The sequence below is a fragment of the Streptomyces rimosus subsp. rimosus genome (assembly GCF_000720725.1).
Classification (GTDB): domain Bacteria; phylum Actinomycetota; class Actinomycetes; order Streptomycetales; family Streptomycetaceae; genus Streptomyces; species Streptomyces rimosus_A.
The window spans coordinates 1-16,815 of the sequence record NZ_JOCQ01000148.1 but is presented as its reverse complement, the minus strand read 5'-3'; the positions used below and the strand labels follow the sequence as shown (position 1 = coordinate 16,815).

Here is a 16,815-nt window from a genome sequence, read left to right as displayed (position 1 = left end):
CCCCGGGCGGGGGCGGGCCCCGGGCGCACCGGCGGCCACGGGCGCCGCCCGCGCCTCCGTGAGCCCGTTCAGCCGCCGGACCGCGCTGCGCGTGGCCGCGGCGACGGCCGTCGGCACGCCTGCCCTGGCGTACGGCGGCGGCACCGCGCACGCCGCCCGGGGCGACCGGCGGCTGCGCGCCATGACGTTCAACCTCCGGTACGCGTCGAACGAGCGGCCCAACTCGTGGCCCGAACGCCGCCCGGTCATGCGCGACTTGCTGCACCGGGCGGCGCCGCACCTGCTCGGTACGCAGGAGGGGCTCTATCACCAGCTCCAGGACATCGCCGAGGACCTCGGCGACGACTACGCCTGGCTCGGCACCGGCCGCGCCGGCGGCAGCCGTGACGAGTTCGCCGCCATCTTCTACGACATCCATCGACTGGTCCCGGTCGAGTACGACCACTTCTGGCTGTCCGACACTCCGTACCTGATCGGTTCGGCGACGTGGGGCAACAGCGTCATCCGGATGGCGACCTGGGTGCGCTTCCGGGACCTGCGGACCGGCGGCGAGTTCTACGCCCTCAACACCCACCTGGACCACCTGAACCAGTACTCGCGCGAACGCTCCGCGACCCTGATCACCGACCGGCTGCGCCCGCTCGACCCGGCGCTGCCGCGCATCGTCACCGGCGACTTCAACGTCCCCGCCCACCACAACCCCGTCTACGACACGATGCTCAGCCGTGGCGGCCTCGTGGACAGCTGGGACACCGCCGAGTCGCGCAGCACCTTGTACGCCACGTTCCACGGCTACCGGCCGCTGGTCCGGGACGGCGAACGGATCGACTGGATCCTCACCTCGCCGTCGGTCCGCACCCACCGCGCCGTGATCGACACGTTCTCCGAGGACGGGCAGTTCCCCAGCGATCACCTGCCGGTACGGGCGGTGCTGGAGCTGCCCGAGACTTCCGGGAAGTGAGGCGGACCCCGGTCAGGTCCCGGCCCGACGGCAGCGGTCGGCGGAACCGCCCGTATCAGCCGGTATGAGCGCCGCGCGTGCTCCCGTTCCCGCCGCCGGCGGCCGCGGCGCCACCCCTGCCGCGCACCTGGAGCCCGGCCAGCAGGTCGTGCGTCGCGGCCGCCACCGCGTCCACGGCCTGCTCGAACACCTCCTGGTTGTGCGCGGCGGGCGCGCGGAACCCGGAGATCTTGCGGACGTACTGGAGAGCCGCCGCCCGGATGTCGTCCTCGCTCACCTCGGGGGTGGCCGGCGGTCGGAGCGTCTTGATACTGCGGCACATAGGTCAAGTGTGCCCCGCGAGAGCGCGAGCGGGAAGGATCGACGGGCGGACGGGCGGACGGGCGGACGGGCGGACGGGCGGACGGGCGGAGGCCGGAGTGGCCGGGCAGACGGGCGGGGGCCGGAGCTGCCGGGCGCAGCCCCTACTCCAGACCGGTGACGCGCAGCGTGATGTTGAGGCGCCCGCTCGTCAGCCCCGTCGCGGGGTCGCCGGTCCCCGGCAGCACCCTGGTCACGCCGTGGTAAGCGAACCGCGAAGGTCCGCCGAAGACGAACAGGTCGCCGGAGGCCAGCTCGATGTCGGTGTAGGGCCGGTTGCGGGACTCGGTGTTGCCGAAGCGGAAGACGCAGGTGTCGCCGATGCTGAGCGACACGACCGGGGCGCTGGACCGTTCGTCCTTGTCCTGGTGCATGCCCATCCTGGCCTGACCGTTATAGAAATTGATCAGTGCGGTGTCCGGTGTGTAGCCGTCGCCCGCCGTCGCATCCTCGTACGCGTCGACCAGCGCCGCCCGCCCGAGGTCGGCCAGCCAGTCCGGCAATGCGGCGACCCGGGCACCGTTGACGTCGTCGGCGGTCCGCTTGTACGCGTACGGCTGCCAGTGCCAGCCGAGGCACACCGTCTGTACGGACATGACACCGCCGCGCGGCAGCCGGGTGTGCCGGATCGGTACCGGTCCCCGCGCCCAGCCCCGGCAGGCGGCCACCAGCTCCCGCTGCCGTTCCGGGGACAGCCAGCCGGGCACGTGCACGGCGCCGGGCGCGGGCCGGGACCGTACGGGTTCGGGACCGCCGAAGCCGGGCAGCGGCATGTTCACGACGACCTCACTCCCGGCTCACTCCCGGCCGGTACGCGCGGGGCGCGCCACACACGGTCCTGCCGGTCCCTTCCCGCTCATTGTCTTCCACCGCTGCTTCCGTCCCCTGCCCGAGAAGCCGCCCGCCGCTGCCCGTCCGGCCGCCGAGCCCGCTCCGGCCCGGCTCGGATCCGCTCAGCGGACCCCGGCCACCGTCCGGTCCACCGCGCTCGTCCATATCTCCAGCAGCCGCGCGTACTCCGCGCGGTCCTCAGCCGTCCACGCACGGCCTCGGCGGGCGCGAACGAACCGCCGGATCGCTTCGTTCGCGTCCGCGGCGAGGGGCGCACCCGTGGAAGGGGGAGGAGTTGGGGGCATGCCGTCCATGCTAGGGGCGGGCACTGACAACGGCTCCCCGCCGAAGGTCCCTCGGTGCCCGCACGGCCGCCCGGCCCGGCCCCGTGCACCGTACATATGCGGCTGACCTGCTCCGACCGGTACGTGCCCGGTGCATGGAATCCTCCGTATGTGTCCAGACCCACACACTCCGTCCCCGCACGCCGGGCCTGCGTGCCGCCCCACCGACTCCACCGACTCCACCGACCCCAACGCCGCACGTCGCCCCGCCCGCCCCGCCCCTCTTCTTCGACCCCGCCCCTCTCCTCCGGCCCCCGCCCCTCCCTATACGCCAACCGGGTATATCGGGACGAAAGTGGCGTTTCTCCTTTCATATGATCGGCCGCCAAGGGTTGAATCGACGCTGTCAGTCACTCTCAGCACGCCTCAAAGGAGGATGTTGGTATGCGTTCTGCAATGCGTCCGCTCTTCGTCGGCCTCGCGGTGGTGGGTCTGTCCGCCGCCGGTGCCGTCGCGGCTCAGGCCCACGGCCATGATGACGATGCCGTGAGCATCAGCAAGCACACCAATGCGCCGAGCTATGCCTCGCACAACTGGGGCAGCGGCAACTGGAACTCCGCCGCCCGTTTCGGGGACCTGGACCAGGACTAATGTCCCCAGCGCCTTGATGGTGGGCACATCCGGCACCCACCGGGTGTGCCTGCCGGCACGCGAACGGACCGGGCGGGGCGCCTCTCCCGCCTCGCCCGTCGGTCCGCGACCGAGGACGCCATCACCATGGTCGACGACAACCCCACTCCCGAACAGCAGGTCCTGGTGCTCCAGGCCCGCCTGCGACAACTCCAGTACGAGCACGCGCAACTCGCCCGCAGGCGCGACGAACTCGAATCCGCGCTCAAGTACGTGGTCGACCGGGCGGGCGGCACGGTGACCGTGACCCGGCAGGACCGGGACCGGCTGCGCGCCGCCGCCCGCGTGCACATGCGGTTCGACCCGGCCGACGGCTGCTGGCACTACGAACTGGGCTGAACCCGTTTCGCCGGGCCCCGAATCCATCCGGTCGTGAATCCGTCCGCATCCGGTCATTGACCGTCCGCCTCCGAATCCGCCCGAACATTTCCTTCCCCGGCCCTTTCAACGGCTCCCCGTTGGGTATCACACAGAAAACCCCCTCGTGTGTGCTCGGAGCCGCATATGCAGCATGCCCTGCCCATGCCCGGCGACATAGGTCTCACCCAAATCAGCGGCAATGTCGGCCGCTTGATCCGTATCGGCCAATGGCTGAACGGAAACGGCTTCGGCGATTACCAGCACGCCTTCCTCGTACTCCCCGACGGCATGCTCATCGAAGCCGAACCCGGCGGCGCGACGATCCGCTCCCTGTCGGCCTACGACGGCGCGAACATCCTGTACGTCTGCCCGGAAGGGCTCACCGACCCGCAGCGCGACGCGATATGCGCCGCCGCCCGCCGCTACGAGGGCGTCCCGTACAGCTTCCTCGACTACCTGGCCATCGCCGTCCACCGCCTCCACATCCCGTTCCCGGGCCTGCGCCGCTACGTCGCCGCCACGGGCCACATGATCTGCTCCCAACTCGTCGACCAGAGCTACCACGACGCCGGAATCCACCTCTTCTCCGACGGCCGCTGGCCGGGGTACGTGACTCCGATGGCATTGTTCGAGCGGCTGGCCGACTTCTGAGGGCGGGCCGCCCGACGCCCGCGCCCGTGAATGGCCGCTCCGGACGGGCCGGCCGAGTTATTTCCTGGCCGATCCTCCGCCGGGAGCCTACGGTGACGGATGTGATCGCTCTTCCCGTTTCCGTTTCGGATGTGTGCGCCCGGGTGCTGATGAATATCGGCGCCTGCGGGCCGTACGCGCACTTCGTGGCCCGGTTCGAGCCGCCAGGTGCGGGCGGGGGGCCGGAGTTGCTGAGCGCCGTACCGGAAGACCGCCTGCCCCCGGAGTTCCTGCCGTCGGTGCGTGCAGGTTTGTCGGAGGGGCTGGACGGTGTCGCGGCTGCCGTGTTGCTGACCGACGGGTCCTTCCACGCAGTGGATTCCTCGGAGTACGGCTACGTGATCGCCGGACGGGAAGCGGGCCGGGCCGCTCTCATCGGGGCCGGACTGCTGCCCGCGGAAGAGGCCGATGCGTTGCGCTGGACGACGTGGCCGGGCAAGCCGCGGCCGAAGAAGAGGCGGGCGGCCGGACGACGCTGAGCGCATAACGGACCGACGCGGGAGCATCCGAGCCCGGACTGCGCCAGGCCCCTCCTGCGCGCCGGATCGTCGCCGTACGAGAAGGGCTGCCGCCGGCCGAGGCACCGTCCCGGCCGGATCCGCCGACCCCGGCGGCTGGTTGACTCCACAGCGGTACCAAGGCGCATGATGATCGTCATCGACGGGTCCCCGTCGGTGGATCTCCCGGTCGGCCGACGAACCCGCCGCATCCCGGCCGCCGCTGGCCGGGGTCCGCGATGTCCGTCGAAGGAGAACACGTGGGAGACCGGACGCAGCCGGAGCAGGTGAGTCCCGAGGCGCACCAGCGCGTCCAGGACAGCTTCGGCCGGCAAGGGCTCATGGCCCACCTCGGCGCGCGGATATCTTGCATTGCGCCGGCACCCGCCACCGGTGACCGCATCGAGGCAGTGGGCACCGTGCTGAAATCCGGGCGCACGCTGACCGTGTGCCGGCTGGCGGTGTTCGGCGTACACGACGACGGCGGGCGCAAACTCGTCGCCAACGGGCAGCAGACGCTGGTCCGCGTGGACAGGCCGGAGGAGCGGTGAAGCCGCGACCGTTCGCGCCGTCGCTGCCGTCCTGGGCCACGTGGTGGCAGCGGCCCTTCCCGGACGCCAACACGCTCCTCCTGCACGGGCGGCAGCCGGCCCTTATCGACAGCGGGTTCGTCGGCCACGCGGAGGAGACCGAGGCCTGGGCCCGCGCGCACGCCGGTGGGATCGGGCTGGTCGTGAACACCCACTGGCACTCCGACCACGTCGGCGGCAACGCCCTCCTCCAGGCGCGCGGCGCGGGCATCGCGGCCGGGCGCCCGGAGGCGGAGGCCATCACCCGCAGGGACCCGGGCTGCTGCGCGGCGGAATACCTCGACCAGCCCGTCGCCCCGTACACGGTCGATCTGCCGCTCGACGACGGGCAGACCCTCCGCCTCGGCGACACCGACTGGGAGGCGGTCCGCACCCCCGGGCACACGCCCGGCCATCTGGCCCTGTGGCAGCCGGAGGAGCGACTGCTCGTGGTCGGGGACGCGCTGTCGGACTACGACGTCGGCTGGGTGAACCTCGCCCTCGACGGGCCGACCGCGGCCGGTACGGCGCTCGCCTCGCTCAAGCGGATGGCCGACCTCGGCCCGCGTGTGATCCTCCCGTCCCACGGCCCGGCCCCTGCCGACCCGGGCGCCGCGTTCGCCGCCGCGCTGCGCCGCGCCCAGCGCCTGGTCGACGACCCCGGCGGAGCCGTCTGGTACGGCGCGCGGCGGGTCTTCGCGTTCGCCCTGATGATCCGGGGCGGCATTCCGGCCGGCGAGGTCGAGCCGTATCTGCACGCGCGGGCGTGGCTGACCGACGCGGCCAGGCTCCTGGGCCGCACCCCCGAGACCCTCGCCGCCGAGCTGGTCACGGCCATGCTCGGCAGCGGCGCGGTCGTCCTGCGCGACGGACGCCTGCACGCCGCCGCGGAGCACACGCCGGTCCCCGCGGAGGCGCTGCGCGTGCCGTTCCCCCGGGCCTGGCCGTCGGCAACAGAGCCCCGCTGACCCCCGGCGGGCACGGCGCGCGTACGAGCAGCTCTCATCGCCGCTCGTCGCCCGCTCTGCCCGGGGGCAGGATACGCAGCAGCGGAATCATCGTGAGCGCGGTGAGGAGGGCGGCCACGGCGAAGACGGGGCGCGGACCGGCCAGTTGGGTGAGCCCGGCGGCCAGCGCGGCGCCCAGCGGCATGCCGCCCCAGCCGAGGCATCTGACGGCGCCGCTGATCCGGCCCAACTGGCCGTGTGGCACCAGGCGTTGGCGCAGGGAGATGACCACCACGTTCCACAGGCCGCTGCCCACCCCGCCGAGGAACGTGGCGCAGGCGATCGCCGCGACGTCGGCGCTCACGGCCGGGGTGGCGAGCATGACGACGCCCGCCGCCACGTCCGCGGCCAGGATCCGGCGGGCGCCCAGAGTACGGGCGAGGCGCGGGGCCAGCGCGGCACCGGTCACAGCGCCCGCGCCCAGGGTCGTCAGCAGCAGCCCGTACCCGGCCGGGGACAGGCCGACCGGCCCCTGGACGGTGTATACGACCAGTACGGCGAGCCAGGCGCTCCAGCAGCCCGCCATGACGGTGCTCATGAGGGTCAGCGTGCGCAACGGCCGGTTGCGCCACAGGAGGCGCACGCCTGCGGTGAGCGGATGTCGGTTGGGCCCGTCGAGACCGGTGTCGGGGTGTCCGGCACCGTCCGCAACAGGAGGCGGATCCTGGGGCACCGGATCAGGGGCCGAACCCCGGGCCGAACCCTGGATCACCGGCCGGAACTTGCCGTGCAGCATCACCATGGCACCGGCCGCGACGAGATACAGCCCGCCGGCGCCGCCCACCGCCCACGCCGGGCCGATGGCGATCAGCAGTCCGCCCAGCGGCAGCCCCACGAACTCGTTCAGTACCGACTCCGTACCCCGTATCCAGGAGTTCGCCCACTCCAGCCGGGGGCCCGGCACCACCGAGGGGACCAGGGCGGTCGTGGCGATGTCGGCGACGGCCTCGCCGACCGCCAGACAGAGGGCGACCAGGTAGAGGAGGCAGAGGGCGTAGACGGCGGCGGCGTCGAGAAGGAGGGTGGCCAGGAGGGCGGACAGCGCCGCCGCGCGGCAGAGGTGGAAGAAGACGATCAGGCGGCGGCGGTCCAGGCTGTCGACGAGCAGACCGACCAGGAGCGGGGCCACCGCCCAGGGCAGCGTGTGCGCCAGTTTCGCCCCCGCGACCAGCCCCGGGGAGGCCGTCAGATGGACGGCGAGCAGCGGGACCAGGGCCATGACCAGTCCGTCGCCCAGGTTCGCCGACGCCGTCGCGGCCCACAGCCGCGCGAAGACCCGGCCGCCCGCGCGCTGGTCGGGACGGCCGGATCGGCGCTGTGCCGCCGGTGTCAGCACAGAAGGGCGAACGTGGCGCGCGTGAAGGTGCCTTCGCCGTGGGCGCGGACGGTGTGGGCGAACGCCGCCCGGGCGTTGGCCGGCGCCGGCACGGTGGTGGGCGCAGCCATGGGGAACCGGGCCAGCAGGCCGCGTACCTGCTCGCCGACGCAGTTGATGCCCTTGTTCTTCAGGATCGTGTCGCCGATCGCCGCGCCGGCGCCGTCGAGGGTCTCGCCGGTCCAGGCGGAAACCGCGTATTCCTTGCCCCTCACCTGCTCGAAGAATCGGATCTGGGCCCGGTTCTCGCTTTCGGTGAGGAGGACGAAGATGCGGCGCTCGGTGAGCTCCATGTTGTGCGAGTCCATTTTGTTCAGGATGGACTCCGGGTCGCCGTACAAGTCGTGGACTTCCGGGGTCCAGGAGTACTGCCTGCAGGGGACCGCCAAATCGGCTTCCCGATCAGGCGATTTCGGGAGGGGTGTGGCACTCATGGAATGTCCTGTTCCTCTACTGTCGGCCGGCTGCCCGGCGGGGCAACCGCTCCACCAGATTTCCCGATCCGCGACAAGAGCACAATTGCGGGTTTCGCATGGCTGCTCTATCTTCCGAGCATGCGTGACCTTCACCGTTTACGGGTGCTCGTCGAGATTGCCGACCGGGGTTCGATGTCGGCCGCGGCCCGGGCGCTGTCTTTCAGTCAGCCGGCCGTCTCACGACAGATCGAGGCGCTGGAACAGGAGGTGGGTGCGCAACTCGTACTGCGGCTGGGCCGCGGTGTCCGGCTGACCGACGCGGGTCTGCTGCTGGCCGACCGGGCACGCGGTATTCTTTCGCAGATCGTCGCCGTAAAAGAGGAGTTACGGTCTCTCAACGGGCTGCGCGGCGGGCGGCTGCGCATGGGCGGCTTCGCCGGCGCCAACGCGCATCTGCTGCCACGGGCGTTGGCCCGGTTCGCCGAACGTTATCCGCGGGTCGAACTCTCGCTGTCCGGTTCGACCACCCGCCACCACGTCGCGGACCTGCGGTCCGGGCTGCTCGACATGGCGCTGATCACCGACTGGGACGTGATCGGGGAGCGGATGGGCCAGGCCGCACCGGACCGCCCGTCCGGGCAGGTCGGCGGGCTGGACATACTTCCGCTGTTCGAGGACGAGTTGTTCGTGGCCGCCGGCCGCGGCAGCCGGGCCGGCCGTGGTGGACCGCCTCCACGCGGACTGCGCGGGCTGCGCGGCCTGGCGGAGGAACCGTGGATCGAGGGTGCCCATCCGGATTGCCTGGGCCCGCCGTCAGAATTCAGGAGCGCATTGGGATTCGATCCGCATATCCGTTTCCGGGTGGGGGATTGGGGCGCGGTCAGTCGGCTGGTGGAGATGTCCGCCGGTGTCACGCTCATTCCGGGACTGCTCGCCGCCCGCACGGAGGAAAGGTTCGCTGTGCATTCCCTGGCGGGACACTTCCCGCCCCGGCGTGTGTACGTCGCGCTCCCCGCGGGGGCCCACTCGCCCGCGGTGGAGCCCATGGTCGAGATCTTGTCGGAAGTGGCTCGCGAGGAGAGCGAACTGCTCTTCCGTACGGCCATCCCTTGACCGTCCAGCTGAAGTGATCGCCCGTCCGCAGGAACCAGGGACGGAACCGGAAGGAATACGGAGCCATGGACGCTCGGTTACGCGCGGTGTGCGACCTGATGGTCGAGCAGGTACGCGAACAAGCCGGCCTGCATGAATACGATGGCCATGTGCAGGACCTTTCCCCGGACGGAATCCGCGCCGGGTTGGCCGAACTCGGAGATGTCCGCGCCGGATGCGCGGAACCCGATGACGCCGCATCGTCCGAACTCGAAGACGCCGCATCATCCGACCTCGGAAACACCGTTTCGCCCGAACTCGGCCGCCCCGCCCCCGACTCGGGCGAGTCGCCGTCTTCCGCCCACACACCCGCCTCCCACGACACCGCCCACCTCCACATCTTCGAAAAAGCCCTCCGCACGGTCCACGGCGACCTCGAAATGCACCGCCGCAACCCGCTGCCGCACCTGCTCAACCTCGATCTGTGCGTATACGACCGGGAGTACGCGCCAGCCGCCGACCGGGACCGCGCCAAGCGCGCCCACCTCGCGGCCTGGCCCGACGCCATCGACGCTTCCGTCCGCTCGCTCGACCGGGTCAACGCCCCCACGGCCCGCGCCATGCTGGCCGCGGCCGACAGCCTCACCGCGGTCATCCCGCCCGAACTGGCCGACACCGACATCGCCGTACGGGCCCGCAGCGCACATGGACGGCTGGTGACGTGCCTCCGGTACGCGGCCGAGCACGGCGACCCGCGCTCCGCACTCGGCGAGCGGGACCTCGCCCTGCTCATGGGCGCCCCTGAAGGGCTCGACGTGAGCCTGCCCCGGCTGGCCGAACGGGCGGACCAGGAGACGGAACGGCTGCGCGTCCTGCTGCGCGACGCCTGCCACCGGCTGGCCCCCGGCCGCCGCCCGCACGCTCTCGTGCGAGATCTCGTACGGGAACCCCCGCCGGCCGACGCCGTACTGGACCGGGCGCGGGCCGTCACCACCGAACTGATGGAGTTCACCCGCGGCCGGGCCCTCCTGCCGTACCTCGACGGCGAGGTGCGGGTCGGCCCCACGCCGCCGTCCCGCCAGGACACCTGGGCCATGATGGCGTTCGCCGCGCCCGGGGAACCCGACGCTCCGTCCTGGTACCACATCACCTTGCCGGGACCGGGCTGGCGCACGGCGGACGCCGCAGAGTGGCTGGCCGTCTTCAGCCCCACCATGCTGCCCGCCGTCACGGCGCACGAGGTGGTGCCCGGGCACTTCGCGCACGCCCGATGCCTGCGCCGGGCCACCAGTCCAGTCCGGCGCATCCTGCAGTCCCTCACCTTCATGGAGGGCTGGGCGCACTACGGGGAGGAACTGATGGTGGAGGAGGGCTTCCGGGCGGGCGACCCCCGCTTCGCCATCGGCGTCTGCATGGAAGCACTGATCAGGGTGGTACGGCTGGTCTGCGCGATCGGCGTGCACACCGGAGCCATGGACGTGCCGGAGGCCGCCCGGCGCTTCGAGGCGGACACCTACCTGTCGGGCCGCGCCGCCCGCTCCGAGGCCGAACGCGCCACCTTCGACCCCACCTACGGCCGCTACACCTGGGGCAAGCTCGCCCTGCGCGACCTGCGGGGCGAAGCCCGGCGGCGCTGGGGCAGCGCCTATTCCGCCGCGCGATTCCACCGCGCGGTGCTTTCCCTCGGCTCTCCGCCGCTCGGGCTGCTGCCGGCCGCCCTTGCGGAGGAGAGCGCGTTCCCGCTCTCCCGGCGGCCGTAGAATCGCCGACTCCCGGATCATGAAGTAGGACTGGATCTTGCAGAACCTGATCTTGTCCAGGCGCGCCTATGCCGAACGAGTGCACAGGAACCAGCTTCTCGGTACGGGAGAGGAAGCCCATGAGGCCAGAATTCAAGGCGAACAGAAACGCACCCGAGGACTACGCGGACCCCGTGATCGAATTGGTTCGTACGGCCGTGGCCTGTCAGCCGTTGGACGCGGTCGCGCGCCTCGTCGATCTGCTGGAGAGATCTCCGCACGGCAGATGCGCCGCGGACGAGGCGCTGTGCACGGCCGCGACGGAGCTGCCCGTACACGAGGTGGCGCAGCTCGTGCATCTGCTGTCGCAACCGCCACGGTCCTCCGACGGCGCCGACGCCATTCTCCGCAGGGCCGCGGAGCGGCGGCCTGTCGCCGAGGTCAGCCATCTCGTCACGCTGCTGCACCAGCCGCCGCACGCCGCTCGGGCCGGCTCGCAGACGACACGTACGGCGGCGGGCCGGCGTTCCGTGGAGGAACTGGCCGAACTCATCACCTCGCTCGTGGCCGAGCGCACGAAGGAGAGCGCGCCCGAAAGCGCCGGAGACTTCGAAGACGGTGTGTCACCGCCCGAAAACGGCGATGAGGCGGGGGCGTACGAGCACGCGGAATCCGGTTGTTCCCCTGCCGCGAGATGGCTCCCCAGACTGGGGGGCCTGGGGCTTTTGCTGTGCGGCGGGGCGCATGTTCCCACGGGGCTGCACCGTGGCGCGTCGATCCCGGCGGATATCGCGGCGATCGGCCTTCCGGCGCTGTGCGTCCTGATGGCCGTCCTGCTGTTCTTCAGAAGCACGATCGGACCCTTGGCGGCCGGTTTCCTGGTCTCTGTGGCAGCAATGGCACCGCACGTACTGGCGGGAATTCCGTTCGCCCCCTCACCCCTTTCGCACACGCTCCACCACACTTTCCTGCGCCCTCTTCCCGCCTTCGTCGCCGCAGGACTTGCCGCCTGCCTGGTACTTGCCACGCTGGTGCACGCCCTGGCCGCGGCCCGGCAGCCGCAGGCGGCCACCGCGGTCCTCCCGGCGGCCTGACGACCGGCGGGGTGGCCGACGGCATGCCGCCGGCCACCCGGCATCACCGTTCGCGGCGATCCGGCCGCGTGATCATGAACCGGGCGAGGTTCTCCTCGTCGTCGGTGGCGAGGCGGCGGAAGCCGGCCTTCTCCAGTACGCGCAGTGAGGCCGGGTTCGACAGCTCGGCGCCCGCGACCACGGTGTGGACGTCGGGCAAGGTGAGGGCGTACGCCGTCAGGGCGCGGGTGGCCTCGGTGGCGTAGCCCCGGCCGCGGCGGGATTCCACGATGCCGTAACCGATCTCGACCTGACCGTCGTCCGGCGGCAGGAACAGGCCGATGGAGCCCACCAGCAGGTCGCTGTCGCGCTCGACAATCAGGCGCTGGCTGTGGTCGTCGAGCCACTCGGGGTGCTGCTCGAAGAGGTGGGCGATGATGCGGTCGCCTTCGGCGGGGAAGCCGTCGGCCCAGTCCACCGACGGTATGCAGCAGCTGACCGCGGCCACTTCGCCGAGGCCCCAGGGCCGGAGGACGAGGCGGTCGGTGGTCAGCAGCGGGTGAGTGGATGAGGCGGAAGCGGACACGTGTCACTCTCAGTCGTTGTGGTGGAACGACCGGCCCGTGGGGGTTAGCGCACGGATCGGACGAGGGCATGCTGACGGCGGCCGACGGCGGCCATATTCATCAACCTCCTCGTCCCTCGCACACGCGTCTCTCGCGCTGACGGGATGTTAGCAGCGCGGCCGGTCCCGCATCGAAGAGTTTTTCGATCGGCTGTCGTTGCCGTGGTGAGGCCGTCACCGCGGACCGGTGGACCGCCGCGGACCGGGGGACCGCCGCGGATGCGGACGGCCCGGCCCGTCGGTCCGCCTGGGATGATCGCCCCATGGCGGACGACGCGCGGGAATCCTCCGGCACGGGGTACCGCCTGGACAACCGGCAGTCCGAGGCGGGCGAACGGTTCAGCGCGCTGTCGGCGCTCTTCGACGCGTGGACGTTCCGGCACTTCGAGACCGTCGGGCTCGGTGCGGGGTGGCGGTGCTGGGAGGTCGGCGCCGGCGGGCCCGCCGTGCCGAGCCGGCTGGCCGGGCGGGTCGGGCCGACCGGGTACGTGGTGGCCACCAACATCGACACGTCCTGGGTGGACGACACCGCCGAGAAGGATTTCACGGTGCTGCGCCACGCTTGTTCTGCCCCGATGAGCACGGGCCCGGGCAGGAGCCGGCCAACAGGCTGCGCCGGGGCTTCCGCGAGCTGCTGCGGCAGCGCGGCGCGGACCTGGCGTACGGGCGCAAGCTGCCGCGGCTGCTGCGCGAGGCCGGGCTGGCCGAGGTCGAGGCCGACGCGTACTTCCCGATCACCTCACCGGCGTGCGCCGTGCTGGAGAAGGCCACCGTTCATCAGGTACGCGACAAGCTGGTGGCCGCCGGCCTGGCCACCGACGACGAGATCGAGCGGCACCTGGCCAACATCGCCGCGGGCGGCCTCGACCTGGCCACCGCACCGCTGACCTCCGCCTGGGGCCGCCGCCCGACGGGCTGAGGCGGACGGCGCGCCGAAGGCGATCGGGAAACTCGAAAAAAATCTTGTACGGAGATGTCGAGAACCCATGACCGGCTCCGTCCCCGGGGTGAACGTGACCACAATGGGTCGCACCCGCATCGAGGAGAACCACGATGGCCAAGTACCTGCTGCTGAAGCACTACCGCGGCGCCCCGGCCCCGGTCAACGACGTATGCATGGACCAGTGGACGCCGGAGGAGATCTCGGCACACATGCAGTACATGCACGACTTCGCGGCCCGTCTGGAGAAGACCGGCGAGTTCGTCGACGGTCAGGCGCTCGCCCCCGAGGGGACCTGGGTGCGGTATGACGGCGAGGGGCGCCCGCCGGTGACCGACGGCCCGTTCGCCGAGACCAAGGACCTCATCGCCGGCTGGATGGTGATCGACGTCGACAGCCACGAGCGCGCCGTCGAGCTGGCCGGGGAACTGTCGGCGGCCCCCGGGGCGGGCGGGAAGCCGATCCACGAGTGGCTGGAGCTGCGCCCGTTCCTGGCCGCGCCGCCCACCATCACGGAGTGACCGCACAGTGACCTCATCGGCCTCATCGATGGACGAGGCGCTGCTCCGGAGCCTGATCCCGGGCGTGCTCGCCGTCCTCGTCCGCCGCGGAGCCGACTTCGCGGCGGCCGAGGACGCGGTGCAGGACGCCCTGGTCGAGGCGGTCCGCGGCTGGCCGGCCGATCGGCCGCGGGACGCGAAGGGCTGGCTGGTCACCGTGGCCTGGCGCAAGTTCCTCGACGCGCGGCGGGCGGACTCCGCCCGCCGCCGGCGCGAGGACCTCGTCGACCAGGAGCCGGCGCCCGGGCCCGCGCCCGCGGCGGACGACACCCTCCAGCTCTACTTCCTGTGCGCCCACCCGGCACTGACGCCGTCGTCCGCGGTCGCGCTCACGCTCCGCGCCGTCGGCGGGCTGACCACGCGCCAGATCGCCCAGGCCTATCTGGTGCCCGAGGCGACGATGGCGCAACGTATCAGCAGGGCCAAGCGCACCCTCGCCGACAAGGGGATCTCTCCTGCCCGGGCGAAGCCGGAAGCCCGGGGCAGCTTCGACCGGCCCGGCGATGTCGCCACCGTGCTGCGCGTGCTCTACCTGGTCTTCAACGAGGGCTACTCCGGCGACATCGACCTCGCCGCCGAGGCCATCCGGCTCACCCGGCAGCTCGCCACCGTGATCGACCACCCCGAGGTCGCGGGGCTGCTCGCCCTCATGCTGCTCCACCACGCCCGGCGCGCCGCCCGGACCGCGCCCGACGGCGCCCTGGTGCCGCTCGCCGACCAGGACCGTACGCAGTGGGACACCGGGGCGATCGCCGAAGGCGTCGAAATTCTGCAGGCCGCCCTCGCCCGCGACCGGCTGGGCGAATTCCAGGCCCAGGCCGCCATCGCGGCCCTCCACGCGGACGCTCCGCGCGCCGAGGAGACCGACTGGGTGCAGATCGTCGAGTGGTACGACGAACTGGCGGGCCTGACCGACAGCCCCGTCGTCCGGCTCAATCGCGCGGTCGCGGTCGGTGAGGCCGACGGGCCACGCGCCGGGCTCGCGGCGCTCGCGGAGCTGGACGCCGGCCTGCCGCGCCACGCGGCGGTGGCGGCGTACCTCCACGAGCGCGACGGCGACCTGACGACGGCGGCCCGGCTGTACGCGGAGGCGGCCCACAAGGCACCCAACCTCGCCGAGCGCGACTACCTGACGCGCCAGGCGGCGCGGCTCAACACCGGTCGGTGAGGCTGCCGGGCCCGGGGTGGGGAGACTGTGCCGGGCCCGGGCGGACGGACCGTATCGTGCCCGGCGGCCGGTCACCCGGCCCTCGATCCCCACCCCGGATCCCCCCGATCACCCGGTCCAGCGCCCCGTGAGAAAGGTCAGGGCGAACACCGTGCTCAGAGGTGCGACCACACAGAGATACGCGGTCTTGAACCGCGGGCTGCGCAGGCTCCAGGCGGCCAGGAAGATCCACAGCGGCCACCACAGGAGGGCGGCGCGGGGGATGGACACGTACCAGAACGAGGTTCCCAGGGCGCACAGGCTGAGGGCGACGTAGACGGTCTCGGCCCAGCGGCGCTTGCGCGCCAGCACGACGAGCAGCGCCACCCCGACGGCCATCGTCACCAGCTCGGCCTGGAACATGAAGGCGTAGCCGGTGCCCTGGGCGTGGCCGAAGGCGTTGGTCCAGGTGTTGCTCCAGGCTTCCCAGGGCGTGTGGAAGGTGCGGAACCAGCCGCGTTCCTGGGCGTGCTTCCAGGCCATCCAGTCGCCGGTGTGGGAGTGGAGGTACCAGCTGAAGAGGGCGAGGGGCAGCACGGGCAGGGCCAGCCAGGGGAGCGGGCGCAGGTTGCGGGTGCTGCGCAGGGTCAGGAGGAACTGGGTGGCGAGGGCCGCTGCGAGGAAGAGGCCGCTGACGCGTACGGCGGTGGCCGCGGCGGTCAGTGCCATGGCCAGGGGCCAGTTGTGGCGCCGGCCCGCGAGCCAGGCGGGCAGGGCGAGGGCCAGGAAGAGGGCCTCGGTGTAGCCGACGGCCAGGAAGACGGCGCAGGGGGAGAGCAGGAAGAACAGGACGGCGCGCTGTCCCGCCTCGGCGTCGGGCAGGTGGTGCCGGGCTATGCGGGCGAGGGCCAGTACGGCGACGGCCCCGGAGACGAAGGAGATCGTCAGCCCGGCCAGCGCCCAGTCCGGCACCAGCAGGTGCACCGCGCGCAGCACGAGGGGAAAGCCGGGGAAGAAGGCCTCACGGTTGTCCCATTCGGACTGCCACGGCCCGGCCTGTCCGGGGAAGTAGCCCTGCTGGGCGATGTGCAGGAAGTGGTCCCAGTCCCAGTGCTGGAACGGCGCGAGGGACGGGCCGGGGTCGTGGGTGGCGGGATCGGAGGGGAACAGCCACCGGGCGCAGTAGGCCGTCAGCCAGATCCCTATCCGTGTCGACAGGTACAGCCACAGGATGTCCCGGTCCCCGGGGCCGAGGCGCCGGATCGCGCGGCCGCGTATGCCCCAGCGCACACGGCCGGCCCGGGTGGCGGGCCCCGGAAGGCGCCGGGGCGCTGCCGGAGGCTGGGGTTGGTCGCGTACATCGGTGGATATAGGGGGCATCGGGTTCCTTGGATGGGGGCAGGCAGGCCGGGGCGCCCGGTGGCGGAGCGCCGGGTTACGGGAGGCGGGCGGCTCAGGGCGGCGGTTCGGTGGCCGTTCCCCGGGAGGCACCGTCCGTTGCGGGGGCGCCGTCCGTGGTGGCGGAGCTGTCGATGGGGACGTCGCTGGTCGTGGACGTCGGGGTGGGCGGGGGCGAGGAAGCACCCGCCGGGGTGGGCG

Annotated in this window: 19 protein-coding genes and 1 pseudogene; 13 read left to right on the top strand and 7 right to left on the bottom strand. The window is 72.1% G+C overall.

Annotated elements, in window-relative coordinates:
• The first annotated feature begins 124 nt into the window (after window positions 1-124).
• Complete coding sequence (locus IH45_RS0139845) at window positions 125-961, top strand: endonuclease/exonuclease/phosphatase family protein (protein WP_394298743.1); 837 nt, start codon at window positions 125-127, stop codon at window positions 959-961.
• A gap of 55 nt (window positions 962-1,016) precedes the next feature.
• Here the strand turns inward: IH45_RS0139845 and IH45_RS0139840 are convergent, their stop codons facing one another.
• From IH45_RS0139840 to IH45_RS1000000147425, 3 genes are all read right to left on the bottom strand, one after another.
• Entirely contained in the window at window positions 1,017-1,283 is a 267-nt protein-coding gene (locus tag IH45_RS0139840; RefSeq protein ID WP_030680949.1) for a DUF2277 domain-containing protein, read from the bottom strand.
• 142 nt (window positions 1,284-1,425) lie between these two features.
• The gene (locus IH45_RS0139835; RefSeq protein ID WP_050515522.1) at window positions 1,426-2,094 is read right to left on the bottom strand and encodes an alpha-ketoglutarate-dependent dioxygenase AlkB family protein; all 669 of its coding nucleotides are present in this window, start codon (window positions 2,092-2,094) and stop codon (window positions 1,426-1,428) included.
• 180 nt (window positions 2,095-2,274) lie between these two features.
• The gene (locus IH45_RS1000000147425; protein WP_078898015.1) at window positions 2,275-2,457 is read right to left on the bottom strand and encodes a hypothetical protein; all 183 of its coding nucleotides are present in this window, start codon (window positions 2,455-2,457) and stop codon (window positions 2,275-2,277) included.
• Window positions 2,458-2,880: 423 nt separating this feature from the next.
• Between IH45_RS1000000147425 and IH45_RS0139830 the strand changes: the two genes are divergently transcribed.
• From IH45_RS0139830 to IH45_RS0139805, 6 genes are all read left to right on the top strand, one after another.
• Window positions 2,881-3,087, top strand: a complete 207-nt coding sequence (locus tag IH45_RS0139830; protein WP_158813450.1) for a hypothetical protein — start codon at window positions 2,881-2,883, stop codon at window positions 3,085-3,087.
• 45 nt (window positions 3,088-3,132) lie between these two features.
• Entirely contained in the window at window positions 3,133-3,465 is a 333-nt protein-coding gene (locus tag IH45_RS0139825) for a hypothetical protein (protein WP_158813448.1), read from the top strand.
• A 165-nt stretch (window positions 3,466-3,630) separates the two neighbouring features.
• Window positions 3,631-4,137, top strand: a complete 507-nt coding sequence (locus IH45_RS0139820; RefSeq protein WP_030680937.1) for a hypothetical protein — start codon at window positions 3,631-3,633, stop codon at window positions 4,135-4,137.
• Window positions 4,138-4,163: 26 nt separating this feature from the next.
• Window positions 4,164-4,655, top strand: a complete 492-nt coding sequence (locus IH45_RS0139815; RefSeq protein WP_158813447.1) for a hypothetical protein — start codon at window positions 4,164-4,166, stop codon at window positions 4,653-4,655.
• Window positions 4,656-4,933: 278 nt separating this feature from the next.
• Complete coding sequence (locus tag IH45_RS0139810) at window positions 4,934-5,224, top strand: hypothetical protein (RefSeq protein WP_030680932.1); 291 nt, start codon at window positions 4,934-4,936, stop codon at window positions 5,222-5,224.
• On the top strand, window positions 5,221-6,210 hold the full coding sequence (locus IH45_RS0139805; protein WP_030680929.1) for an MBL fold metallo-hydrolase: 990 nt from the start codon (window positions 5,221-5,223) through the stop codon (window positions 6,208-6,210). Before IH45_RS0139810 ends, IH45_RS0139805 begins: the two co-directional genes overlap by 4 nt.
• Before the next feature lie 34 nt (window positions 6,211-6,244).
• On the opposite strand, the gene IH45_RS0139800 is transcribed toward IH45_RS0139805, so the two are convergent.
• On the bottom strand, window positions 6,245-7,585 hold the full coding sequence (locus tag IH45_RS0139800) for an MFS transporter (protein ID WP_050515521.1): 1,341 nt from the start codon (window positions 7,583-7,585) through the stop codon (window positions 6,245-6,247).
• Window positions 7,579-7,917, bottom strand: a complete 339-nt coding sequence (locus IH45_RS1000000149095; protein WP_158813445.1) for a hypothetical protein — start codon at window positions 7,915-7,917, stop codon at window positions 7,579-7,581. Before IH45_RS1000000149095 ends, IH45_RS0139800 begins: the two co-directional genes overlap by 7 nt.
• 144 nt (window positions 7,918-8,061) lie before the next feature.
• On the opposite strand from IH45_RS1000000149095, the gene IH45_RS1000000145690 reads away from it, so the two are divergent.
• The 3 genes from IH45_RS1000000145690 (at window position 8,062) to IH45_RS1000000145685 (ending at window position 11,965) form a co-directional block, all read left to right on the top strand.
• On the top strand, window positions 8,062-9,153 hold the full coding sequence (locus IH45_RS1000000145690) for a LysR family transcriptional regulator (RefSeq protein ID WP_078898014.1): 1,092 nt from the start codon (window positions 8,062-8,064) through the stop codon (window positions 9,151-9,153).
• A gap of 65 nt (window positions 9,154-9,218) precedes the next feature.
• Window positions 9,219-10,892, top strand: coding sequence for a DUF885 family protein (locus tag IH45_RS0139785; RefSeq protein WP_032919280.1), 1,674 nt, complete (start codon window positions 9,219-9,221; stop codon window positions 10,890-10,892).
• Between the two features lie 119 nt (window positions 10,893-11,011).
• Window positions 11,012-11,965 (top strand): hypothetical protein, encoded by a 954-nt coding sequence (locus IH45_RS1000000145685; protein ID WP_050515519.1) that lies wholly within the window; start codon window positions 11,012-11,014, stop codon window positions 11,963-11,965.
• Window positions 11,966-12,008: 43 nt separating this feature from the next.
• On the opposite strand, the gene IH45_RS0139775 is transcribed toward IH45_RS1000000145685, so the two are convergent.
• Window positions 12,009-12,530, bottom strand: a complete 522-nt coding sequence (locus IH45_RS0139775; RefSeq protein WP_030680910.1) for a GNAT family N-acetyltransferase — start codon at window positions 12,528-12,530, stop codon at window positions 12,009-12,011.
• 302 nt (window positions 12,531-12,832) lie between these two features.
• Between IH45_RS0139775 and IH45_RS01000000144625 the strand changes: the two are divergent.
• The 3 genes and pseudogenes from IH45_RS01000000144625 (at window position 12,833) to IH45_RS0139760 (ending at window position 15,237) form a co-directional block, all read left to right on the top strand.
• Window positions 12,833-13,488, top strand: a pseudogene (locus tag IH45_RS01000000144625) (SAM-dependent methyltransferase).
• A gap of 134 nt (window positions 13,489-13,622) precedes the next feature.
• Window positions 13,623-14,030, top strand: a complete 408-nt coding sequence (locus IH45_RS0139765; protein WP_030680907.1) for a YciI family protein — start codon at window positions 13,623-13,625, stop codon at window positions 14,028-14,030.
• Window positions 14,031-14,058: 28 nt separating this feature from the next.
• Entirely contained in the window at window positions 14,059-15,237 is a 1,179-nt protein-coding gene (locus IH45_RS0139760) for an RNA polymerase sigma factor (protein ID WP_030680904.1), read from the top strand.
• A gap of 108 nt (window positions 15,238-15,345) precedes the next feature.
• On the opposite strand, the gene IH45_RS0139755 is transcribed toward IH45_RS0139760, so the two are convergent.
• Window positions 15,346-16,596, bottom strand: a complete 1,251-nt coding sequence (locus IH45_RS0139755; protein WP_078898013.1) for a mannosyltransferase family protein — start codon at window positions 16,594-16,596, stop codon at window positions 15,346-15,348.
• Window positions 16,597-16,815: the final 219 nt, after the last annotated feature.